Origin of the sequence: Streptomyces herbicida (genome assembly GCF_032656585.1) — a bacterium.
Classification (GTDB): domain Bacteria; phylum Actinomycetota; class Actinomycetes; order Streptomycetales; family Streptomycetaceae; genus Streptomyces; species Streptomyces herbicida.
In genome coordinates, this window is sequence record NZ_JAUYWJ010000004.1 from 112,577 (window position 1) to 134,185 (window position 21,609).

Here is a 21,609-nt window from a genome sequence, read left to right on the forward strand (position 1 = left end):
ACCGAGAGGGGGCCAGAGCGTGACGATTCTGGAGAACATCCGGGGACCACGCGACCTGAAGGCGCTGTCCGAGGCGGAACTCGGTGAACTGTCCGACGAAATACGCGAGTTCCTGGTGCAGGCGGTCGCCAGGACCGGCGGCCACCTCGGGCCCAACCTGGGCGTGGTGGAGCTGACCGTCGCGCTCCACCGGGTCTTCGAGTCACCGGTCGACCGCATCCTCTGGGACACCGGCCACCAGAGTTATGTCCACAAGCTCCTGACGGGGCGTCAGGACTTCTCCAAGCTGCGCGGCAAGGGCGGCCTGTCCGGCTATCCCTCGCGCGAGGAGTCCGAGCACGACGTCATCGAGAACAGCCATGCCTCCACCGCGCTCGGCTGGGCCGACGGGCTGGTCAAAGCCCGCCAGGTGCAGGGGGAGAAGGGGCATGTCGTCGCGGTCATCGGCGACGGCGCGCTCACCGGCGGCATGGCCTGGGAGGCGCTGAACAACATCGCGGCCGCCAAGGACCGGCCGCTGATCATCGTCGTCAACGACAACGAGCGGTCGTACGCGCCGACCATCGGGGGCCTCGCCAACCATCTGGCCACCCTGCGCACGACCGACGGCTATGAGAAGGTCCTGGCCTGGGGCAAGGACGTACTGCTGCGCACGCCGGTGGTCGGGAACACCATCTACGAGTCCCTGCACGGCGCCAAGAAGGGCTTCAAGGACGCCTTCGCCCCGCAGGGCATGTTCGAGGACCTGGGCCTGAAGTACGTCGGCCCCATCGACGGGCACGACATCAAGGCCGTGGAGTCGGCGCTGCGGCGCGCGAAACGCTTCCACGGCCCGGTCCTGGTCCACTGCCTCACCGAGAAGGGCCGCGGCTACGAACCCGCCCTGGCCCACGAGGAGGACCACTTCCACACCGTCGGTGTGATGGACCCGCTCACCTGCGAGCCGCTCACACCGTCCGGCGGACCCTCCTGGACCTCGGTGTTCGGCGACGAGATCGTACGGATCGGGGAGGAGCGGGACGACGTCGTGGCCATCACGGCGGCGATGCTGCACCCGGTGGGCCTTGGCAAGTTCGCCGAGCGATTCCCCGACCGGGTGTGGGACGTCGGCATCGCCGAGCAGCATGCCACCGTGTCCGCGGCGGGCCTCGCGACCGGCGGCCTGCACCCCGTCGTCGCCGTCTACGCCACCTTCCTCAACCGCGCCTTCGACCAGCTCCTGATGGACGTGGCGCTGCACCGCTGCGGGGTGACCTTCGTCCTCGACCGGGCCGGTGTCACCGGCGTCGACGGCGCCTCCCACAACGGCATGTGGGACATGTCGGTCCTCCAGGTCGTCCCCGGTCTGAGGATCGCCGCCCCGCGCGACGCCGGCCAGCTGCGCGCCCAGCTGCGCGAGGCGGTGGCGGTCGACGACGCGCCCACCCTGGTGCGCTTCCCCAAGGAGTCGGTGGGCCCCGAGATCCCGGCGGTCGACCGTGTCGGCGGCATGGACGTCCTGCACCGTGCCGAACGTCCCGAGGTGCTGCTGGTGGCCGTCGGCGTCATGGCGCCGGTCTGCCTCCAGGCCGCCGACCTGCTGCAGGCGCGCGGCATCGGCTGCACCGTCGTCGACCCCCGGTGGGTCAAGCCCGTCGACCCCGCCCTGCCGGGCCTCGCCGCCGAGCACCGGCTGGTGGCCGTCGTCGAGGACAACAGCCGCGCCGGCGGGGTCGGCGCCGCCGTGGCACTGGCACTGGGCGACGCCGACGTCGACGTACCGGTGCGGCGGTTCGGCATCCCGGAGCAGTTCCTCGCGCACGCCAAGCGCGGCGAGGTGCTGGCCGACATCGGCCTCACGCCCGTCGAGGTCGCCGGACGGATCGGCGCCAGCCTGGCCGTCAAGGACGTGGGGGGCACAGCCAAGGAGAGAGCTGAATGACCACCGAGTTCGACCTCGGCGCGCTGCTGGCCGAGCGCGGAGCCGAACGCTACGAGCTGCACGCCAGGCATCTGAACCACCAGCTGCCACGCATGCTGCACACCATCGGCTTCGACAAGGTCTACGAGCGCGCCGAGGGCGCCCACTTCTGGGACGCGGACGGCAACGACTACCTGGACATGCTCGCCGGGTTCGGGGTGATGGGCCTCGGCCGCCACCACCCCGTCGTCCGCAAGGCGCTGCACGACGTCCTCGACGCCCGGCTCGCCGACCTCACCCGCTTCGACTGCCAGCCGCTGCCCGGCCTGCTGGCCGAGAAGCTCCTCACCCACAGCCCGCACCTGGACCGGGTGTTCTTCGGCAACAGCGGTACGGAGGCCGTGGAGACAGCGCTGAAGTTCGCCCGGTACGCCACCGGCAGGCCGCGGATCCTCTACTGCGACCACGCCTTCCACGGCCTGACCACCGGCTCGCTGTCGGTCAACGGGGAGAACGGCTTCCGGGACGGATTCGCCCCGCTGCTGCCCGACACGGCCGTGCCCCTCGGCGATCTCGACGCCCTGGCTCGGGAACTGAAGAAGGGCGACGTGGCCGCCCTGATCGTCGAACCGATCCAGGGCAAGGGGGTGCACGAGGCCCCGCCCGGCTATCTGCGCGCCGCCCAGGAGCTGTTGCACAGGCACAAGGCGCTGCTCGTCGCCGACGAGGTGCAGAGCGGCCTCGGCCGGACCGGCGACTTCTACGCCTATCAGCACGAGGACGGCGTCGAACCGGACCTGGTGTGCGTGGCCAAGGCGCTGTCCGGCGGCTATGTGCCGGTCGGCGCCACCCTCGGCAAGGACTGGATCTTCAAGAAGGTCTACTCGTCCATGGACCGGGTGCTGGTCCACTCGGCCAGCTTCGGCTCCAACGCGCAGGCCATGGCCGCCGGGCTGGCCGTCCTGTCGGTCATGGAGAACGAGCAGACCGTCGCCAACGCGCGAATCACGGGCGATCGCCTGAAGTCCCGGCTGGCCGCACTGATCGACAAGTACGAACTGCTCGCCGACGTCCGCGGCCGGGGCCTGATGATCGGCATCGAGTTCGGCAAGCCGAGCTCACTGAGGCTGAAGAGCCGGTGGACCATGCTGCAGGCCGCGCGCAAGGGCCTGTTCGCGCAGATGGTCGTCGTCCCGCTGCTGCAACGACATCGCATCCTCACCCAGGTCTCCGGCGATCATCTCGAGGTGATCAAGCTGATCCCGCCGCTGGTGATCGGCGAGGCGGACGTGGACCGCTTCGTGGACGCGTTCACCGAGGTGATGGACGACGCGCACAGCGGCGGCGGCCTGATGTGGGACTTCGGCAGGACGCTGATCAAGCAGGCGGTCGCCAATCGGTGATCACCAACCTGAGCTTTGCCTCTGAGGCAAGAAATTTGCCGTGGAGGCAAAGCTCGGGCTGAATGGAGACATGAGCTCCTCCGAAGCCGAGCACCCGCCCGGCCACGGGCCCGAGCCGACGGCCGGCCCGGCCGACGACCTGCCCGCCGTGGCCCCCCAGCTCCGCTCGCTGCGCCGCCGCGCCGGTCTCACCCTGGAGGCCGCGGCCCGCGCGGCCGGGCTGTCGCCCGCCCATCTCTCCCGCCTGGAGACCGGACGGCGCCAGCCGTCCCTGCCGATGCTGCTCGCACTCGCGCGCATCTACGGTACGACGGTCTCGGACCTGCTGGGCGAGACGGTCACCGACCGGGACGCGATCGTGCGCGCCGCCGACATGGAACCGACCCGGGCGGGCGGCTGGACGTACTGGCAGGCCGGCGCGTCCGGCCGCGGGATGCAGGCCCTGCGCGTCCGCGTGCCCCACGGCTCGCAGGGCGACATCGTGCGCGTCCATCCCGGCGAGGAGTGGCTGTACGTCCTCAAGGGGCGGCTCAGGCTGCGCCTCGGGGACACCGCGCACCTGCTCGCGCCCGGCGACAGTGCGCACTTCGACTCGCTGACCCCGCACCGCCTCGCCGCCGAGGACCACGACGGGGTCGAGCTCCTGTTCGTCCACACCCTGCTGCAGAGTCCCACGGCCACCCTGTGCCTGGGCCCCATCACCGGAGAGCTGCCATGAGCAACCTGGAGGAGAAGTTCCCCCGCGCCCTGTGGGTCCGCCTGATCATCTACGGCGTCCTCGGCCATGTCCTGGCCGCCTTCATCTACCTGCTGTTCGCGGTCGGCGCCAAGGGCTGACCGTCAGTCGAGCAGGCGCTCGCGCAGCCGCTCCCGATGCTCGGGGCCGAGCCCGAGACCCTGCTCCAGATAGACGTCGACCGTGCCCCACGTCTCCTCGACCGTCTCGAACGCCGCCGCCAGATACTCGGCGCGGGCCTCGAACAGCGGGCTGAGCAGCTCCATCACCTCGGGGGTGTAGGCCGACTCGGCGCTGCCGCTGCGCCGCACCTTGTAGCGGCGGTGCTTGGCGTTCGACTCCAGGTAGTCGGTCAGGATGGCCTCGCGCTCCACGCCCAGGGCGAGCAGCGTCACGGCTATGGACAGGCCCGCGCGGTCCTTGCCCGCCGCGCAGTGCATCAGAGCCGGGACGCTGTCCTCGGCCAGTGCGTGCAGCACCCGGGAGTGCTCGGCGGTGCGCTCCCTGACGATCTTGCGGTAGGAGGTGATCATTCGGTTCGCGGCCTTGCCGTCCGCGAGGATCCCGCGCAACTGATCGAGGTTCCCGTCGCGGACCATCTTCCAGAACTCGGCGCCGTCCGCCGGGTCGCTCAGCGGCAGGTTCACGTTCCGCACGCCCGACAGCGCCACGTCGGGGCCTTCCAGCTTCTGGTCGGCCGCGTTGCGGAAGTCGAAGATCGTGTGCAGGCCCAGGGAGGCGAGGAACTCCGCGTCCTTGTCGGTCGCATGCGCGAGGTGGCCGCTGCGGAACAGCACCCCGTACCGCACCCGCCGTCCGTCCACGGTCGGCAGTCCGCCCACGTCGCGGAAGTTGCGCACTCCGGCCAGCTCGGGCTCGGTCGACGGGACGTGCTGCGTCACGGGGGCTCCTCACGCTCGGGCGACGCCGACGCGGCTCGTCGACGGGCACGCTGTCGACGATACGACATGAGTTTCCTCAGGCAATGAGTTGTCCACAGGCGTTGCCCCCGACACCCTCGGCCCTTGATGATGTTTGGGCTTGCGCGGATCTGTTGGCACTTGTGAGGACTTCATGGTGGACATCGCCGAGAACGGTCGTACCTGGCTCCTGTCCGGGCCGAGCAGCAGCTATGCGCTGCACCTCACCGAGGCGGACGAACTGCTCCACCTCCACTGGGGGCCGAGAATCGCGCTCGCCGACGCCGAGGCGCTGGCCGTGCGCCCGCTGCCCGACTACTGGCCCTTCGAGTCCCCGCTCGACGGCCGTGAGGAGTACCCGGTCGAGGGCGGCCCCCGCTTCGTCCGCCCCGCCCTGTCCGTGCGCACCGAGGAGCGGCGCGGCACCGAGTGGGCCTTCGAGGCGTACGAGACGGAGGGCGACGAACTGCGGCTGCGCTTCCGGGACGGCGGGCTGTCCGTCACGCTGCACTACCGGATGCGCGGGGACGTGATCGAGCGCTGGGTGACCGTGGGCAACCAGGGGCACGCGCGCGTGGAGCTGCTCCGCGCCGACCCGGCCACCTGGACCCTGCCCGACCGTGAGGGCTGGCGCCTGTCCCAGCTGCACGGCCGCTGGGCCGCCGAGTCCCTGCTGACCCGGGCCCCGCTCACCCACGGCGAGAAGGTCATCGGCAGCCGCCGCGGCCACACCGGTCACCAGCACCTGCCCTGGGTCGCGCTCGACACGGACGCCACCGAGGAGCAGGGCGAGGTGTACGGCTGTGCGCTGGGCTGGTCGGGGTCCTGGCGGATCGGGGTCGCCCAACTCCCCGACGCGCGCGTGCAGATCACCGGTGGTGCCGGCTACGACGACTCGGGTCTGCTGATGCTGGCCGAGGGGGAGTCGTACACGAGCCCGGTCTTCGCGGGCCTGTGGAGCGACGGCGGCTTCGGCGGTGCGAGCCGTGCCTGGCACGCCTATCAGCGGGCCCATGTGATTCCGGACGCCGACCGGGACCGGCCCGTGCTCTTCAACTCCTGGGAGGCCACGAACTTCGACATCTCCGAGGAGCAGCAGGCGACGCTCGCCCGCCGGGCGGCGTCGATCGGCGTCGAGCTGTTCGTGGTCGACGACGGCTGGTTCGGTGCCCGCACCAGCGACCGCGCCGGACTCGGCGACTGGACGCCCAACCCCGACCGCTTCCCGAACGGCCTCAAGCCGCTCGCCGACCACGTGCACGCCCTCGGTATGCAGTTCGGCATCTGGGTCGAGCCCGAGATGGTCAACCCGGACAGCGAGCTGTACCGCGCACACCCCGACTGGGTGCAGTATCAGTCGGGACGAAAGCGGACGGAACTGCGCAATCAGCTCGTGCTCAATCTGGCCCGCGAGGACGTCCAGGAGTATCTCTGGGAGCAGCTCGACGGTCTGCTCTCCGGTGCCCCCATCGACTATGTGAAGTGGGACTTCAACCGTTGCTTCACCGACGCGGGCTGGCCCGGCGAGCCTTGTCCGCAGCGCCTGTGGGTGGATCACGTGCGTGCCCTCTACGCCCTGCTGGACCGGCTGCGGGCGGCCCACCCGGGCGTCGCGTTCGAGTCCTGCTCGGGTGGCGGCGGCCGGATCGACCTCGGTGTCATGAGCCGCACCGACCAGGTGTGGACCTCCGACAACACCGACCCGCTCGACCGCCTCCGCATCCAGCACGGCTTCAGTCAGATCCACCCGGCCCGGATCATGGCCGCCTGGGTCACCGACAGCCCGAACGCCCAGCTCAACGGCCGGGTCAGCTCGCTGCGCTTCCGCTTTGTGAGCTCCATGGCCGGAGTCCTCGGGGTCGGCGGCGACCTCGCGGAGTGGACGCAGGAGGAGCTTGCCGAGGCCAAGGAGTGGGTGGAGCTCTACAAGGACATCCGCCCGGTCGTGCAGCGTGGCGAGCAGTACCGGCTGCGGGCCCCGGAGGGCGGGCTGAGCGCGGTGCAGTACGTGCTCGGAGACGAAGCGGTGGTCCTCGCCTGCCTCCAGGCTCAGCACTACGGCGAGCCGCCCCCGGCGCTGCGGCTGCGCGGCCTCGACCCGGCGGCAGCGTACGAATGCCGCGAAACGGGCGAAGTTCACCGTGGTGCCGTACTGCTGCACCACGGGCTGCGCACCGGACTTCGCGGCGATCTCGACGCGGCGGTTTTCCGTCTACGGCGCATCTGAACCATCTGCCCGAATTAGTCATTTAAATCCAACTCGCTCTGGAATGAGAGGGTCTGGGTGCAGGTGCGTGAGGAGCGTCATATTCGTGACCGTCCGTCGCGCGTCATGTTCACGTAATTCACGTGCCTTTCCTGGGAATTGATCGGACGAACGGCGCGGGAATTCACAGAGGGTGACTGGGAATTCCCGTAACGGATCAAGCGAAAGCCGGACACAAGGAACCATCTGCTTGTCCGTTCGCATCTTGCTCGCTTACGTTCGCCACCAATCCGGACGGAACGCCGAATCCTGCCGCCGCCCGGAGTCCGCCCAAACTCACCCGTGTACGGCAGGAGCGGGGGACCCACCAGGTACCAATGCCTGTTCCGGTCTCCGGGACGGCCAGGGGTGAAGTCGCGCCTCGCGCGGCCGGGCAGCTCCAGCCCGAACCCGACAGCTCACCTCGCAGGCGCCGGAGAGGAATTCGCCATGCCCGCGAAGGGTAAGCACCGCCGCCCCAAGCCCCGCCGCTTCAGCCGTTCGGTCGCCGTCGCCGGTACCGGCGGCGCGGCGCTGGCTCTGCCGTTGATCGGGGCCACCGGTGCCCATGCGGCCACCTCGCAGTCCGTATCCGCACAGGCCGTGCAGTCGGTTCCGGCCGTCGCGAAGAAGGCCGCGCCGGCGCATTCGGGCGTGCGTACCTACACGGTGAAGACCGGCGACTACCTTTCGAAGATCGCCGAAGAGCAGAGCGTCCGAGGCGGCTGGCACCGGCTCTACCGGGACAACCGCGAGGCCGTCGGCGACAACCCTTCGCTGATCCACCCCGGCCTGAAGCTCGCCCTCGGCGGGAAGGCCGCGGGCGCCGCCAAGCCCTCGGCTCCGGCTCCCTCGCGGTCGTCCGCGTCCTCATCCGCGTCGAAGTCCGCGTCGAAGTCGTCCGCGTCGAAGTCGTCCGCGTCGAAGTCGTCCGAGACGGAGTCCTCCGCGTCGAAGTCGTCCGCGTCGAACCCCGCGAACGCCTCCGACGTCTCGACCGAGAGCGCCGGAACCGTACAGGCCGCCGTCGCCTCGTCCGGCTACACCCTTCCGGTCTCGGACGCCGCCGTCGGCACCGGCTACCACGTCGCGGGCAGCATGTGGTCCAGCGGCTACCACACCGGCGTCGACTTCGTCGTCCCGACCGGCACCTCCCTCAAGGCCGTGGCCGCGGGCACGGTCGTCTCCGCGGGCTGGGGCGGCGCGTACGGCAACCAGGTCGTCGTCAAGCTCGACGACGGCTACTACGCGCAGTACGCCCACCTCTCCCAGATCTCCGTCTCGGCCGGTCAGTCCGTCACCGCCGGCCGGCAGATCGGGCTTTCCGGCGCGACCGGCAATGTGACCGGCCCGCACCTGCACTTCGAGATCCGCACCACGCCGAACTACGGCTCGGACGTGGACCCGGTCGCCTACCTCCGCTCGCACGGCGTGCCCGTCGCCTGATCGTGTCGGGCACCCGTCCCGACCCCCACGCCGCCGAAGGCCGGACCCCTGCCCCCCGGGTCCGGCCTTCGGTGTTGCTGGGCAATCGATGCGTCAACCCGCCCGATCGGCGCCATATTCCCGCGTTGGCAAACTATTTAGGAGTGTCTTATCTCACCGTTCGTCAACCCCTTCCTACGATCGCGTAGGTCACATCCGAAGGTGAATCATGGGCCGATGTGGCAGACGATTCGAAGAGTGACAGCAGATCAGTGATCGGGTCGTACGTGGCGGTGGGGGACAGCTTCACCGAGGGCGTCGGCGACCCCGGCCCCGACGGGGCATTCGTCGGCTGGGCCGACCGGTTCGCGGTACTTCTCGCGGACCGTCGGCCCGAGGGCGACTTCAAGTACACCAATCTCGCGGTACGCGGGAAGCTGCTCGACCAGATCGTGGCCGACCAGCTCCCGCAGGCCGTCGAGCTCGCCCCGGACCTGGTGTCCTTCTGCGCGGGCGGCAACGACATCATCCGTCCCGGCACCGACCCGGACGAGGTGGCCGAGCGCTTCGAGCGGGCGGTCGGGCAACTGACCGAAGTGGCCGGCACGGTCATGGTGACGACCGGGTTCGACACCCGAAGCGTGCCCGTGCTCAAGCATCTGCGTGGCAAGATCGCCACGTACAACGGGCACGTCCGGGCCATCGCCGACCGCTACGGCTGCCCGGTGCTCGACCTGTGGTCCCTGAAGACCGTTCAGGACCGGCGTGCCTGGGACGACGACCGGCTCCACCTCTCACCCGAGGGGCACACGCGTGTGGCGCTGCGTGCCGGCCAGGCCCTCGGCCTGGAGGTCCCGGCCGACCCGGAGCAGCCGTGGCCCCCGCTCCCGCCCCGCGGCACGCTCGACGTCCGTCGCGATGACGTCCACTGGGCCCGCGAATATCTGGTCCCGTGGATCGGGCGGCGGTTGCGCGGGGAGTCGTCGGGGGACCATGTCACCGCCAAGGGGACGCTGTCCCCGGACGACATCAAGATGCGGATCGCCTCGGTGGCCTGAGGGCCCCGCTCGGCGTGCACGGCGCGACGGCGCGGGAGCGTTCACCGCTCCTGCGCCGTCAACGCCTCCCGGTCCAGGCCCAGTTCCCGGGCGAGGGCCTCGTCGACCCACTCCTGCGCCCGGGACCGCGGGACCGCGCCCGCGTAGGACGTGAGCTGAACGGCGAGCCCGTCGAGCAGGGCCGTCAGCCGCAGGGCCGTACCGCCCGGGTCGGGGCACTGGAACTCGCCCGCCGCCACGCCCTCCGCGATGACCTCGGTGATGGCTGCCTTCCACTGCCTGTCCAGGTCCCGGGTGACCTCGCGCAGGGCGGGCTCGCGCAGGGCCACCGCCCAGCCCTCGATCCACAGCCGCCAGCCCTTGGCCTGACCGGTGGGCGCGTACCAGCGCACCGCGGTCCGCAGTCGGCGCAGCGCTGTCGTACGGCGGCTCAGCAGCTTGCGCAGATGCGTCAGGTCGTCCTGGGCCGCATGGGCGAACGCGGCGGCGACGAGCTTCTCCTTCGTCGAGAAGTGATACAGCACCAGTGCGTTGCTCACACCGAGGGCCGAGGCCACGTCGGCGATCCTGACCGCCGCCACGCCCCGCGCCTCGATCTGCTCGACGGCGGCCCGCAGCAGTTCCTCCCGCCGCTCCGCCACGCTCAACCGCACTCTCGCCACGCGGTCACCCTAATCCGTTTCGGTCCACGAACCGGTAGTCGACCCTGATGCGACGCTCCTCGTCGAGGACCAGGAACTCCAAGCCGCCACCCGTCACCCGGCCCTCCTCCCGGTGGAAGGACTCCCAGCCCCAGTAACCCCACTTCCCGGGCTGCCCGGAGGCACCGACGACGGCGACCGAGGCGGGATCGAAGAACGATTCGGGCAGGGGCTCGGCCGCTGTCGCGGTGCTGGGTGGCGGGTGGCGGGTGGAGGAGGCTCTTCGGGATCCGTCACCGGTACCACCCGAACCGGTCCGCGATCACCGGCAGCCGGTCGGCCACGATGGCGTGCGCGGCCGCCCTCGGGGTCGTGCCGTCGGCCTCCGCGCGAGCCAGCATGCGGTCGATGAGGGTGCGCATGGAGCGCCGGGTGTAGGCGAACGCCTCGTCCGCGTCGGGGCCGATGTCGCCGAACAGCGTCCACCACCACCAGGCGTTCGTCCCCGAGTTGACCACCACGTCCGGCAGCACGATCACCCCGCGCGCGGACAGCAGCTCCTCCGCCGCCGGCAGCATCGGCATGTTGGCCGCCTCCACGATCCAGCGGGCGGTGATCCGCTCCTGGTCGGCGGTGTCGATCGCGTAGGACACGGCGGCGGGCACCAGCACCTCCGCGTCGGCGGACAGCCAGGCGTCACCCGGCAGTTCACGGTCATCGGGGCGCAGCACGGCCCGGTCGACAGTGCCGTACGCGTCCCGTGCAGCGAGCAGCGCGTCGACGTCCAGGCCCGCAGGGTTGGCGATCGTGCCCTTGATGTCGGCGACGGCCACGATCGTCAGACCCGCGCGCGAGAGGAAGCGGGCCGTGGCCCCGCCCATGGTGCCCAGACCCTGCACGGCGACCCGCGTGCCCGTGTACGGCACCCCGGCCCGGTCCAGGGCCGCGAGCACCGACTCGGCGACCCCGCAGCCGCCGACCAGCTCGTCGAGGCCGATGCCGTCCACCTCGACCGCGAAGGCGTCCGCGAGCCGGCGGCGCGCCGCGGCCTCGTCGTCGAGCAGCGGGTACACGGCCTGGATCGACGACACGAGCCCCGCCTCGGCGGCGGCGCGGTCGACCAGGTCCTGGGTGAGGCCGAGGTCCTCACCGGTGGTCCAGAAGCTCTCGATGTACGGCCGCATGGCCCGCAGGTAGCGCACCAGAAGCCCGTACGCCTCCGGGGCCTGGGGATCGCAGTCGATGCCGCCCTTGGCGCCGCCCAGGGGCACATAGCGGCCCTCGGGGTTGTAGTGCAGGGCCTCCTTCATGGTCATACCGCGGGCCAGCCCGGCCACCTCGTCGAGGGTGCAGCCGGGTCGCATCCGCAGTCCGCCGCTGGCCACGCCCCGCACCAGCCGGTCGACGACCAGGAAGCCCTGGCGGCCGGTGACGTGGTCGGTCCAGACGAGCGACATGAGGGGGGCGGTCATGGGGTCTTCTCCTCGGGGACGGTGATCAGGGTGGGGCCGGGCCGGTCGAGGGCCTCGGCGAGGGCGCGGGCGAGTTCGGCCGGGCCGCACGCGTGCGTGCCGTGCCCACCGTAGGCGCGGGCCAGGGCAGGCAGATCGACCGGCGGGAGGTCCACCGCGGTGGGGATGTCGCCGCGCGCCGTCATCTCGTCGCGGATCTCGCCGTAGCCGCCGTTGTCGAACACCACTATGGGCAAGGGGAGTTGCAGCTGTACGGCGGTGGCCAGTTCCTGCACCGTGAACTGCAGCCCGCCGTCGCCGCTGAGCGCGACCACCTGTCGGCGCGGATGGGCGACCTTGGCGCCGATGGCGGCGGGCAGCGCGTATCCCAGGGTGCCGAAGCCGGTCGGGTGCAGATAGCTGCCGCGGGGGCCGAGCGGGAAGTGCGGCAGGGCGCCGTAGTAGCAGCACTGGGCGCTGTCCGAGGTGACGACGGCGTCCTCATCGAGCACCGCGCGCATCGCCCTCAGACAGGGGAGCCAGCGGGTGTCACGCTCGGCGGTCTCGGCATCGCGCGCGGCGCGCAGAGCGGCGGCCTCTTCGGCCACGCGCGCGTGGGCCTCCGTTCCGTCCGCCTCGGGAAGTTCCGCCAGCAGCGCGGTCACGGTCGTCCCCGCGTCCCCCACGAGCGCCACGTCCGCGGGCATGTGGGCGTACATCTGGTCCGGGTCGATGTCGACGCGGATCAGCGTGCCGGCGAGCGCGGGCGGCGAGGTCCAGAAATCGGACTCGGCCAGCTCCGTGCCCACGGCCACGACGACGTCCCGCGTGCCGAGCCACTCGCGCACGACGGCACTGTGCAGCGACACCCCCAACGACAGCGGATGCGTCTCGGGCAGACCGCCCTTGCCGTTGGCCGTCGTGACGGCGGGAGCGCCCAGCCGTTCGGCGAGCGCCAGACATTGCGGGCGTGCCTCGCGCGCGCCGCCGCCGAGCACCAGCGCGGGGCGCCGGGCCCCGGCGAGGGCCATTGCGGCCTCCCGGACGGCGTGCGGGTCCGGCGCGGTGCGCGGGACCGGCGGAGTGACGCGGACCGGGCCCAGCGCCTCGGAAGCGGTCAGCAGCTCCAGCGGGACCTCGATATGGGCGGGCCGCGGGCGCCGCGTGCGGAACATCGTGAACGCGCGGGCCACGGCCGCGTCGATCTCGGCGATCGACGAGACACGGTGGCTGAACGCGGCCACGGCCCGCAGCGCCTCGGTCTGACTGCGCATCTCGTGCAGCGCGCCGGTCGACAGCCGTGGGTGGCCGAGCGGCATGCCCGGCGAGAGCACCAGCAGCGGCACGCTGTCCGAGTAGGCCTGGCCGACCGCGGCCGCCGCGTTCAGCAGGGCGGGCCCGGTCGTGGTGAGGACGACGCCGGGACGGCCCGTCACGCGCGCGTACCCGTCGGCCGCATACCCGGCACCCTGCTCGTGACGGGGTGTCACATGACGTATGCCGTACGCCGCGAGATGCCGGTAGATCTCCAGGTTGTGCGTGCCCGGGATGCCGAACACCCGGCTCACGGCGTGCCCGCTCAGGGCGCGTACGAGGGCCTTCCCGCCGGTGAGGACCTCCTGCTCTGCGAGGCCCATCAAAGGCTCCGCGAGATGATGAGCCGCATGATGTCCGAGGTGCCCCCCTCGATCTCCTCCAGCTTGGCGTCCCGCATCCACTGCTCGACCGGGAACTCCCTGGAGTAGCCCCGGCCGCCGAGCGTCCGGACGGCCGCCGAAGTGCAGTACGCGGCGGTCTCGGACGCCGTCAGCTTGGCCATCGCCGCTTCGGCGGACGCTTCCAGACCGGCGTCCAGACGCCTGGCGGCCCGCCAGGTCATCAGCCGGGCCTGCTCCACGCGCGTGCGCATGTCGGCGAGGCGGAAGGTCGCCGCCTGGTGCTCGATGACCGGTTTGCCGAACCGGCGTCGCTCGCGTGCGTAGTCGCGGGCGTACTCGTAGGCCGCCCGGGCCACACCGGTCGCCGCCGCGCCCAGCACCGTCCGGGAGATGTCGAAGGTCCGCATCAGACCGTGGAAGCCCTCTCCCTCCGCGCCGAGCCGGTGCTCCTCGGGGACGAACGCGTCCTGGAGGAAGACCTCCCGGCAGACGATCGCCCGCTGGCCCATCTTGCGCATCGGCTCACCGAAGGACACCCCTTCGGTGTCCTTGCGCAGCAGGAACGCCGTCACCCCGCGCGAGCGCTGTGCCGGGTCGGTCTTGGCGAAGACGACATACAGCTCGGCCTCGCCCGCGTTGGAGATCCACGCCTTCTGTCCGTTGAGCCGGTAGCCGCCGGTGGTGCGGTGGGCGGTGGTGACGATCGAGGCGGCGTCGGAGCCCGCGCCGGGCTCGGTGGTGGCCAGGGCGGTCATCGGGGTGCCGGGGCCCGTGAGCGGGGTCAGCCACTCCCGCTTCTGCTTCTCGTCGCCCAGTTCGAGGACCGGATCGGCGAAGAGGCCGTTGGAGCAGAGCAGATTGCCGATGCCCAGGTCGCCCACGCACAGCTCCTCCTGCACGAGGCACTGGGTGAACACGTCGGTGAAGCCGCCTCCGCCGTACTCCTCGGGCAGCATGAAGCCGGTGATGCCCACCGCGGCCGCCCTGCGCCACAGGTCCCAGGGCGTCTCGACGTCGGCCTCGTCGACGGCACGCGCGCGCGGGCGGATCTCCTTGCGGGCGAAGGCACGTGTGAGCTCCACGATGTCGCGCTGTTCCTCGCTCAGCGGGACCAGCTCGGTGGGCAGGTCGGACATGGTGCCTCCAGAGACGGCGGGCTACCCGGACTACTGAATCGCGAGTCAGTATCGGAAGCCCGGCCGAGCCCTGTCAACGCACTGAACGGATCATCAGTGGCGTCGGCCCCATGGAGGCGGTCGCCGCTACTTCGCAGTCGTCCGCCGACCGCCTCCGGAGGCCGGCACCTCGCACGAGTCCTTGAAGCCCTGGCTCGTCAGGCCCAGGGAGGAGTTGACGCGTGAGCGGAGGTTCTCCACCGCCACCATCGCCGTCAGCTCCACCAGGGCGGGCTCGCCCAGCCGGTCGCGCAGCCGGGCGACGAGATCGTCCTCGACGGTGGGCGGGGTCGCCGTCATCGCCTCGGCGTACGCCATGACGTCGCGCTCCAGGGGCGTGTACGCGTCACTGGCGCGCCACATGGGCACATCCTGCACCTTCTCGGGCGCCATACCGCGCTCCCGGCTGACCCAGTAGCCGAAGTCCATGCACCACGAGCACCCGATCGCCGCGGCCGTCGCCATCTCGGCGAGGGCCTTCAGATCCGGGTCGAGCCGGTTCCACTTCGCCACCGACTGCTCGAACCGCAGATCGCTCCGGAGCACGCGGGGGTTGTGCGCGAGCGCCCGGACGGGGTCGAGGACCTTGCCGTACGCGCGCCGGCTGTACCACTCGGTGAGCCGCACGAAGGGGGTGCGGGGCGGGGTGAGCGAGATACGGGCCATGGGGCCACCTCCACAGACGCCGGTGCCGGGACACCCGGGTACGGATGCCCTCACCGGTATGACGGACGGGGACCCCGCGGTTGTGACATGGCAGCGCCGGCGGACTTGCGGGGCCCTGGCACCGGACTGTGACCCCGGCGACCCGGGGTTGTCGGAGGGGCCGACCATAATGGATGACCTCAGCAACTCCACCTGGAGGTACCGTGACCGGTTTGCGTTCCCTGAGCTCCGGGCTCCGCGCGCTGCAGCCTGCTGCCTTCGGCGTGGACCCGGGCGGTGAGCGCCTGGCGCGTATCCATAGATCGCCCCACTTCAAGGACGGTGTCTTCCAGAACCCCGGAGGCACGGCGCGGACCCGGCCCTCCGGCTCGATGCTGGACTTCGCCAAGGTCTTCTTCGACAAGGACGAGCGGCCCCGGCGCGCCCCGCAGGGCACGGTTCCGGTGCACGCCACCACCCTCGCCGACCTCGCCAAGCCGCCTGCCACGGGGCTGCGGCTGACGTGGATGGGCCACTCCAGCGTGCTCGCGGAGATCGACGGACAGCGCGTGCTCTTCGACCCCGTCTGGGGCGAGCGCTGCTCTCCGTTCCCGTTCGCCGGGCCCAAGCGGCTGCACCCGGTTCCGGTTCCGCTGGCGGCGCTCGGCCCGGTCGACGTCGTGGTCATCTCGCACGACCACTACGACCACCTGGACATGCCCTCGATCAAGGCGCTGGCCGGCACGGACACCCTGTTCGCCGTGCCACTGGGTGTCGGCGCCCACCTCGAGCACTGGGGCGTGTCCGAGAGTCGGCTGCGCGAGCTGGACTGGCACGAGGAGACCAAGGTCGGCGGACTCACCCTGACCGCCACTCCGGCCCGCCACTTCTGCGGCCGCGGCCTGCGCAACACCCAGCACACGCTCTGGGCCTCCTGGGCCGTCGCCGGCGAGCGGCACCGGATCTACCACAGCGGGGACACCGGGTACTTCGAGGGGTTCAAGGACATAGGCGCCGACCACGGACCCTTCGACGCCACCATGATCCAGATCGGCGCCTACTCCGACTTCTGGCCCGACATCCACATGACCCCCGAGGAGGGCATGCGTGCCCACCTCGATCTCCAGGGCGGCAGGCCGCACGGTGTGATGCTGCCGATCCACTGGGGCACCTTCAATCTGGCCACCCACGCGTGGTCGGACCCCGGCGAGGGCACCATCGCGGCCGCCGCCGCGGCCGACGCCCCCATCGCCCTGCCACGCCCCGGCGAGCCCTTCGAGCCGACCGCCGAGACCGTGCCGACCGAGCCGTGGTGGCGCGGCGTGGCCATGGCCCCGGTGGGCGGCTGGCCGACCGTGGCGGACACCGGCGCCCAGGCCGAGGTCGTGGCGTCCCCGGCGGACCAGGACCGGGCTCGTGCGGCGGCCGACGTCGCCGGCGGCCCCGTCGAGGGCGAGGGCGACCCGGAGACCGTTGCCGCGGGCTGACGAGGTGAGCCACCGCGCGGTCGGCCACCGGCCGCGCGGCCGGCTCTCGTTCGCCTTTTCCGGGTAACTTTTCGAATGGGCCACTGATGTGCCCTCTCGCTGATGGCGAAATTTCTCAGGCCTGACGCCTGTTCATTTTCGACCGCCTCGGATTGCCTTTTGTTCGTTCCGGAACGAGGGCTCTGAGGGGTTTATCGGTCTGTCGTACGACGCCTCATACCAGAGCGGGACGCTGCCCGTGGGACTTTGTCAACTGCCCACCGCACATGATGCACAGGCGACTACTGTGAGTGTCCGTCGGGCGACGAAGGGCCGAAATTCGACGGCTCTATCGACCGACACCGCGATGGCGTATGCCCATATCGCGCACCAGCGCGTGGAATCAGGCCCGACGGACCAGTACGAGGACACCGATGTCTCACCTCCGTGCACCGGCCGCACGTGCCGACCGCCGTGAGGGCGGCCGACACGGGCGACCGGTAGCCCGCCCCGTTCCCGCGCTGCCCGAGACGCACATACGTCCCCAACTCCTCCGTCTCGCCGTGCTGCCGCCCACCGCGGTCGCACTCAGCGGCAGCGCGGTCGTCCTGTTCACCGTCCGCTCCACCGGAGCGCGGCCCGGCATGACCCTGTGGGCCGTGATCGCCGGAGCGGTCTCGGTGACGGTCGCGGGCATCGCGATCGCCGCCTTCGCCGCCGGCCGCGCCGCCCGCTCGGTGCGCGACCGGGTCGGCGCCCTGCGCCGCAGCGCCGCCCGCGGCGAGGCCGAACTGCGTGCCCTCGTCGAGGCGCTGCGCCGCGGGGAGACGGCGCCGCAGCGCAAGCCGCGCGGCGGACCGCCCGAGGACGCAGACGACTTCGAACTCCTCGCCGCCGACCTGGCCCACGCCCACGACGGCGCCGTCACCGCCGTCGTCCAGGCCGCACAGCTCTCCAGCCAGACCGGCAGCGAACAGAAGCTCGAGGTCTTCGTCAACCTCGCCCGGCGGCTGCAGTCCCTCGTGCACCGGGAGATCTCGATACTCGACGAGCTGGAGAACGAGATCGAGGACCCCGACCTGCTCAAGGGCCTCTTCCACGTGGACCATCTCGCCACCCGCATCCGGCGGCACGCCGAGAACCTCGCCGTCCTCGGCGGCGCCGTCTCGCGGCGGCAGTGGAGCAACCCCGTCTCCATGACGGAGGTGCTGCGGTCGGCCATCGCCGAGGTCGAGCAGTACTCGCGGGTCAAGCTGGTGCCGCCGATCGACGGCGAACTGCGCGGTCACGCCGTTGCCGACGTCATCCACCTGCTGGCCGAACTCGTCGAGAACGCCACGGTGTTCTCCGCTCCCCACACCCAGGTCCTGCTCCGCGCCAACCTCGTCACCTCGGGGCTCGCCGTGGAGGTGGAGGACCGCGGGCTCGGCATGCCGGTCGGCGAGCAGGCCAGGATGAACGCCTTGCTCGCCGACCCCGACCAGGTCAACGTCGCCAGCCTGCTGGCCGACGGCCGCATCGGCCTCTTCGTCGTCTCCCAGCTCGCCCGGCGGCACGGCATCCATGTCCGCCTGCAGTCCAACATCTACGGCGGCGTGCAGGCAGTGCTCGTCGTCCCGCAGGGGCTGCTGGGTACCACGCCGGGTGTGCCCGGAGCCGTACCGCAGCCGCGCGAGGCGACGGGCGCAGAACAGCTGCCTTCCCCCGCGCCGCGGCAGCATCCACAGCCGACCGCAGGCGGGCCGGATCCCGCGACGGGGGCAGCCAGGGTGTCCCCGGGCGGTGCCTTACCGGTGGTACCCGGGGGAGCGGCGGACGGAAGTCCGGGAGGAGCCCGGGGGACTGCCGGGGGCGGGGCCCCGAACGGACCGGCGGGGCCCCAGAGCGGATCTCCGGCAGGTTCCGCGAGTCGTCACCGGGCAGGGCAACGGCCCGGACAGCCGCCGGGCCGTTCCGCGGAGCCGCCGACAGGCGCCACGAGATGGCACGCGCACGGTGAATCCGCGACGGCGGGCCCGGCAGGCGGTGGCGCCCCGGCACCGCTGCCGGTGCGCGGTGCCCGCGAGGCACGGCCCACTCCCGCCGCGGCCGTGCCCGGGGTCCGGCCCGACGACCGCCGGACGGTCGAGGAGAACGCGGGCGCGCCCCCCACCCCGCGCGTCACCGGCGTCGTACGCGGCACCATGGGCAAGCCCCAACTGCCCCGCCGCCGCGCCCAGGAGCACATCGTGCCCCAGCTGCGCGGCGGGCCGGCGCCACGCCAGGACAGCGAGACCCCCGCCGGACACGACCCCGGCCTCATGGCAGCCTTCCAGCGCGGAGTCGGCCTCGCCGAGGCCCAGCAGCACATGGAGGCTGCGTATCCCGAGCCGATGCCTGGGGGACCGGCACATGGCGAGTCGGACCACACCTGCCCGACAGAGCTGGGGCACGCCCACATGGGTCGGGGAGACATGGATCGGCAGCCGACCCGCATCGAGCCACCGCGCACAGAGGCGCCCCGCACCGAGTGGACTCGTACGAGCCTGACGGACCGGGGCGCGAGCGACCTGCGCAACTCGGCCCCCACGCAGTCACCGCACATGGGCGCGGCCTCCATGGCCCCTCCGACCTCCATGGTCACCCCGCACACCCTGGACCGGCCGCAGCTGGACGCAGCCCCCATGACCGAGGCCCGCGACCATCTGCCCGGATCCGATCTCACCACCCGGCCCGACGGGAGCGCACCGGCCGGATGACCACCCCCGTTTCCACCCCAGGACCCACCCCCACGCCCGGCGCTCCCACAGACCTTCGTACCCCAAGGAGTCGATCGACCATGGCGAGCGATGCGCCGACCGCCCAGGTATCCGACCTCGACTGGCTGATGAGCGGCCTCGTGCAGCGCGTACCGCACACCTCCAGCGCGGTGCTCCTTTCCTGCGACGGACTGGTGAAGTCCGTCCACGGCCTCGACCCCGACAGCGCCGACCACATGGCAGCCCTCGCCTCCGGCCTGTACTCCCTCGGCCGCAGCGCGGGTGTCCGGTTCGGCGACGGCGGGGACGTGCGGCAGGTGGTCGTCGAACTCGACTCGACCCTGCTGTTCGTCACCACCGCCGGCTCCGGCACCTGCCTCGCGGTGCTCGCCGGCCGGGAGGCCGACGCGGCGGTGCTCGGCTACGAGATGGCGATGCTCGTCAAGAGCGTCCGCCCCTACCTGGTGACCGCACCCCGGCAGCACGCCGTCGAACCCCCGGCGATGAGGCCTTGAGCGTGCCGACGGCCGGCGACGGGCCCTGGCTCGACGACGCGGCCGGACGGCTGGTGCGCCCCTTCACGGTCAGCGACGGCCGCACCCGGCCCACCATCGACCTGGACCTCATGTCACAGGTGATGGCCACCGGAGCGACCCCACTCGGCTACCTCGGCCCCGAGCACGTCCAGGCACTCGACCTGTGCCGCGCGCCCGTCCCCGTCGCCGAGGTCTCCGCCCACCTCAAGCTGCCGGCGGTGGTCACCAAGGTGCTGCTCTCCGACCTCGTCGACTGCGGGGCGCTGACCGCCAAGCCCCCCGCGTTCCACCACAACCCCACTGACCGGTCCCTCCTGGAGGCAGTGCTCGATGGACTACGACGACAGCTATGACCCGTTCCCCACCGCACTCAAGATCCTTGTGGCGGGCGGGTTCGGGGTCGGCAAGACCACCTTCGTGGGCGCGGTGAGCGAGATCGCGCCGCTCAGCACGGAGGAGCTCCTCACCACCGTCAGCGCCGCGACCGACAGTCTCGACGGCATCGAGAACAAGGTCGAGACGACCGTGGCGATGGACTTCGGCCGCATCACGCTCGACCCGCAGCACGTGCTGTACCTGTTCGGCACGCCCGGGCAGGAGCGGTTCTGGTTCATGTGGGACGAGCTGTCCGAAGGCGCGCTCGGCGCGGTCGTCCTCGCCGACACCCGCCGCCTGGAGGACTGCTTCGCGGCCGTCGACTTCTTCGAGGAGCGCGGTCTCGGCTTCATCGTCGCCGTCAACGAGTTCGACGGGTCCTACCGCTACGACCCGGAGGAGGTACGCGCCGCCATCGACCTCGACCCGGAGATCCCCGTCGTCCGCTGCGACGCACGCATCTCCAGCTCGGGCGTCCAGACCCTGCTCACCCTGGTACGTCATCTCATCGCCCACGCCCCCGCCCACGCGCCGAGCCACGGCGCCCACAGGTGATCCCCGCACAACCCGCCACGGAGCCCGCACATGACCCACGTCCACAGAGCCGGAGCCAGGCCATGAGCTACGAGCCGCCCAAGCCGGTCAGGGGTCTGCTGCTCACCCCCGAGGACAGGGAGGCCCCCGCCCGCACCCACAGGCTGCGCCGACTCGGCCTGGGGGAGCGCCCGGAGCCCGCCCTCGACGCCTTCGCGGACCGCCTCGCCGAGCTCACCGGCGCGCCGTACGCCATGGTCAACTTCATCGACCAGGAACGGCAGTTCTTCGCCGGCCTGCGCACGCCGGGCGCCGGACCGGTCGTGATGCCCGACGGCACGAGGCCCGAAGTGGGCCGCTCCATGCCCCGCGACCACGGCTTCTGCCCCCATGTGGTGGTCCGGCGCAAGGCGCTGGTGCTGGAGGATGTGTGCGACTACCCGCGGTTCGCGGGCAACCCGATTGTCGACACGTACGGCATCCGCTCCTATCTGGGAGCCCCGCTCATCGACAGCGCGGGCATGGTGCTGGGCACGGTGTGCGTCGCCGACATGGAGCCCCGGCACTGGGGCAAGACCGGCCTGGAGACCATCAAGGCGACGGCTGTGGAACTCGCCGCGGGACTTGAGCGGCTCGAGGGGTCCGCGGGGGCGTGAAGGAAAGCTGAGGCGGCGGTTAAGAAAAGCTCGATGGACCGCGCCCC

Annotated in this window: 19 protein-coding genes and 1 riboswitch; of the genes, 13 read left to right on the top strand and 6 right to left on the bottom strand. The window is 71.4% G+C overall.

Going from position 1 to position 21,609, the window contains the following annotated elements:
• Positions 1 to 19: 19 nt before the first annotated feature.
• The 4 genes from dxs (at position 20) to Q8A52_RS10210 (ending at position 4,140) form a co-directional block, all read left to right on the top strand.
• Positions 20 to 1,921 carry a 1-deoxy-D-xylulose-5-phosphate synthase gene (gene dxs, locus Q8A52_RS10195; RefSeq protein WP_316750294.1) on the top strand — a complete coding sequence of 634 codons (1,902 nt, stop codon included), beginning with the start codon at positions 20 to 22 and terminating at the stop codon, positions 1,919 to 1,921.
• Complete coding sequence (locus tag Q8A52_RS10200) at positions 1,918 to 3,303, top strand: aspartate aminotransferase family protein (RefSeq protein WP_316750295.1); 1,386 nt, start codon at positions 1,918 to 1,920, stop codon at positions 3,301 to 3,303. Before dxs ends, Q8A52_RS10200 begins: the two co-directional genes overlap by 4 nt.
• A gap of 70 nt (positions 3,304 to 3,373) precedes the next feature.
• Positions 3,374 to 4,021, top strand: coding sequence for a helix-turn-helix domain-containing protein (locus Q8A52_RS10205; protein ID WP_316750296.1), 648 nt, complete (start codon positions 3,374 to 3,376; stop codon positions 4,019 to 4,021).
• Positions 4,018 to 4,140 (top strand): DUF6126 family protein, encoded by a 123-nt coding sequence (locus tag Q8A52_RS10210; RefSeq protein ID WP_316750297.1) that lies wholly within the window; start codon positions 4,018 to 4,020, stop codon positions 4,138 to 4,140. Before Q8A52_RS10205 ends, Q8A52_RS10210 begins: the two co-directional genes overlap by 4 nt.
• A 3-nt stretch (positions 4,141 to 4,143) precedes the next feature.
• On the opposite strand, the gene Q8A52_RS10215 is transcribed toward Q8A52_RS10210, so the two are convergent.
• On the bottom strand, positions 4,144 to 4,941 hold the full coding sequence (locus Q8A52_RS10215; RefSeq protein WP_316750298.1) for a tyrosine-protein phosphatase: 798 nt from the start codon (positions 4,939 to 4,941) through the stop codon (positions 4,144 to 4,146).
• Between the two features lie 172 nt (positions 4,942 to 5,113).
• On the opposite strand from Q8A52_RS10215, the gene Q8A52_RS10220 reads away from it, so the two are divergent.
• The 3 genes from Q8A52_RS10220 to Q8A52_RS10230 all read left to right on the top strand — a co-directional run bounded on the left by Q8A52_RS10220 (position 5,114) and on the right by Q8A52_RS10230 (position 9,687).
• Positions 5,114 to 7,186 (top strand): alpha-galactosidase, encoded by a 2,073-nt coding sequence (locus Q8A52_RS10220; RefSeq protein WP_316750299.1) that lies wholly within the window; start codon positions 5,114 to 5,116, stop codon positions 7,184 to 7,186.
• 296 nt (positions 7,187 to 7,482) lie between these two features.
• Positions 7,483 to 7,650: riboswitch (cyclic di-AMP (ydaO/yuaA leader) on the top strand.
• A gap of 4 nt (positions 7,651 to 7,654) precedes the next feature.
• Positions 7,655 to 8,650 carry a M23 family metallopeptidase gene (locus tag Q8A52_RS10225; RefSeq protein WP_316750300.1) on the top strand — a complete coding sequence of 332 codons (996 nt, stop codon included), beginning with the start codon at positions 7,655 to 7,657 and terminating at the stop codon, positions 8,648 to 8,650.
• A gap of 251 nt (positions 8,651 to 8,901) precedes the next feature.
• Complete coding sequence (locus Q8A52_RS10230) at positions 8,902 to 9,687, top strand: SGNH/GDSL hydrolase family protein (RefSeq protein WP_316751005.1); 786 nt, start codon at positions 8,902 to 8,904, stop codon at positions 9,685 to 9,687.
• A gap of 41 nt (positions 9,688 to 9,728) precedes the next feature.
• On the opposite strand, the gene Q8A52_RS10235 is transcribed toward Q8A52_RS10230, so the two are convergent.
• From Q8A52_RS10235 to Q8A52_RS10255, 5 genes are all read right to left on the bottom strand, one after another.
• Positions 9,729 to 10,349, bottom strand: a complete 621-nt coding sequence (locus Q8A52_RS10235) for a TetR family transcriptional regulator C-terminal domain-containing protein (protein ID WP_316750302.1) — start codon at positions 10,347 to 10,349, stop codon at positions 9,729 to 9,731.
• Between the two features lie 272 nt (positions 10,350 to 10,621).
• The gene (locus Q8A52_RS10240; RefSeq protein WP_316750304.1) at positions 10,622 to 11,800 is read right to left on the bottom strand and encodes a Glu/Leu/Phe/Val dehydrogenase dimerization domain-containing protein; all 1,179 of its coding nucleotides are present in this window, start codon (positions 11,798 to 11,800) and stop codon (positions 10,622 to 10,624) included.
• Positions 11,797 to 13,416 carry a 5-guanidino-2-oxopentanoate decarboxylase gene (locus tag Q8A52_RS10245; protein ID WP_316750306.1) on the bottom strand — a complete coding sequence of 540 codons (1,620 nt, stop codon included), beginning with the start codon at positions 13,414 to 13,416 and terminating at the stop codon, positions 11,797 to 11,799. The genes Q8A52_RS10240 and Q8A52_RS10245 overlap by 4 nt, the downstream gene beginning before the upstream one ends.
• Entirely contained in the window at positions 13,416 to 14,573 is a 1,158-nt protein-coding gene (locus tag Q8A52_RS10250; protein ID WP_316750307.1) for an acyl-CoA dehydrogenase family protein, read from the bottom strand. The genes Q8A52_RS10245 and Q8A52_RS10250 overlap by 1 nt, the downstream gene beginning before the upstream one ends.
• A gap of 126 nt (positions 14,574 to 14,699) precedes the next feature.
• Positions 14,700 to 15,278: a carboxymuconolactone decarboxylase family protein gene (locus Q8A52_RS10255; protein WP_316750309.1), complete on the bottom strand. Its 579-nt coding sequence runs from the start codon at positions 15,276 to 15,278 to the stop codon at positions 14,700 to 14,702.
• A gap of 203 nt (positions 15,279 to 15,481) precedes the next feature.
• On the opposite strand from Q8A52_RS10255, the gene Q8A52_RS10260 reads away from it, so the two are divergent.
• From Q8A52_RS10260 to Q8A52_RS10285, 6 genes are all read left to right on the top strand, one after another.
• A complete protein-coding gene (locus Q8A52_RS10260) occupies positions 15,482 to 16,744 on the top strand; it encodes an MBL fold metallo-hydrolase (protein WP_316750311.1) in 1,263 nt (420 codons plus the stop codon).
• A gap of 413 nt (positions 16,745 to 17,157) precedes the next feature.
• Entirely contained in the window at positions 17,158 to 19,461 is a 2,304-nt protein-coding gene (locus tag Q8A52_RS10265) for a sensor histidine kinase (protein WP_316750312.1), read from the top strand.
• An 80-nt stretch (positions 19,462 to 19,541) separates the two neighbouring features.
• Positions 19,542 to 19,976 carry a roadblock/LC7 domain-containing protein gene (locus tag Q8A52_RS10270; RefSeq protein WP_316750314.1) on the top strand — a complete coding sequence of 145 codons (435 nt, stop codon included), beginning with the start codon at positions 19,542 to 19,544 and terminating at the stop codon, positions 19,974 to 19,976.
• 2 nt (positions 19,977 to 19,978) lie between these two features.
• Positions 19,979 to 20,350, top strand: coding sequence for a DUF742 domain-containing protein (locus Q8A52_RS10275; RefSeq protein WP_316751007.1), 372 nt, complete (start codon positions 19,979 to 19,981; stop codon positions 20,348 to 20,350).
• Positions 20,328 to 20,927, top strand: coding sequence for a GTP-binding protein (locus Q8A52_RS10280; protein ID WP_316750316.1), 600 nt, complete (start codon positions 20,328 to 20,330; stop codon positions 20,925 to 20,927). The genes Q8A52_RS10275 and Q8A52_RS10280 overlap by 23 nt, the downstream gene beginning before the upstream one ends.
• 62 nt (positions 20,928 to 20,989) lie before the next feature.
• The gene (locus Q8A52_RS10285) at positions 20,990 to 21,562 is read left to right on the top strand and encodes a GAF domain-containing protein (RefSeq protein WP_316750317.1); all 573 of its coding nucleotides are present in this window, start codon (positions 20,990 to 20,992) and stop codon (positions 21,560 to 21,562) included.
• The last annotated feature ends 47 nt before the right edge of the window (positions 21,563 to 21,609 follow it).

Coding starts and splice junctions, on each gene's coding strand:
- Q8A52_RS10205 (WP_316750296.1), top strand. CDS start 3,374: ATGAGCTCCTCCGAAGCCGAGCACCCGCCCGGCCACGGGCCCGAGCCG.
- Q8A52_RS10240 (WP_316750304.1), bottom strand. CDS start 11,800: ATGACCGCCCCCCTCATGTCGCTCGTCTGGACCGACCACGTCACCGGC.
- Q8A52_RS10255 (WP_316750309.1), bottom strand. CDS start 15,278: ATGGCCCGTATCTCGCTCACCCCGCCCCGCACCCCCTTCGTGCGGCTC.
- Q8A52_RS10250 (WP_316750307.1), bottom strand. CDS start 14,573: ATGTCCGACCTGCCCACCGAGCTGGTCCCGCTGAGCGAGGAACAGCGC.
- Q8A52_RS10245 (WP_316750306.1), bottom strand. CDS start 13,416: ATGGGCCTCGCAGAGCAGGAGGTCCTCACCGGCGGGAAGGCCCTCGTA.
- Q8A52_RS10265 (WP_316750312.1), top strand. CDS start 17,158: ATGTCTCACCTCCGTGCACCGGCCGCACGTGCCGACCGCCGTGAGGGC.
- Q8A52_RS10210 (WP_316750297.1), top strand. CDS start 4,018: ATGAGCAACCTGGAGGAGAAGTTCCCCCGCGCCCTGTGGGTCCGCCTG.
- Q8A52_RS10270 (WP_316750314.1), top strand. CDS start 19,542: ATGGCGAGCGATGCGCCGACCGCCCAGGTATCCGACCTCGACTGGCTG.
- Q8A52_RS10200 (WP_316750295.1), top strand. CDS start 1,918: ATGACCACCGAGTTCGACCTCGGCGCGCTGCTGGCCGAGCGCGGAGCC.
- Q8A52_RS10225 (WP_316750300.1), top strand. CDS start 7,655: ATGCCCGCGAAGGGTAAGCACCGCCGCCCCAAGCCCCGCCGCTTCAGC.
- Q8A52_RS10285 (WP_316750317.1), top strand. CDS start 20,990: ATGAGCTACGAGCCGCCCAAGCCGGTCAGGGGTCTGCTGCTCACCCCC.
- Q8A52_RS10220 (WP_316750299.1), top strand. CDS start 5,114: ATGGTGGACATCGCCGAGAACGGTCGTACCTGGCTCCTGTCCGGGCCG.
- Q8A52_RS10280 (WP_316750316.1), top strand. CDS start 20,328: ATGGACTACGACGACAGCTATGACCCGTTCCCCACCGCACTCAAGATC.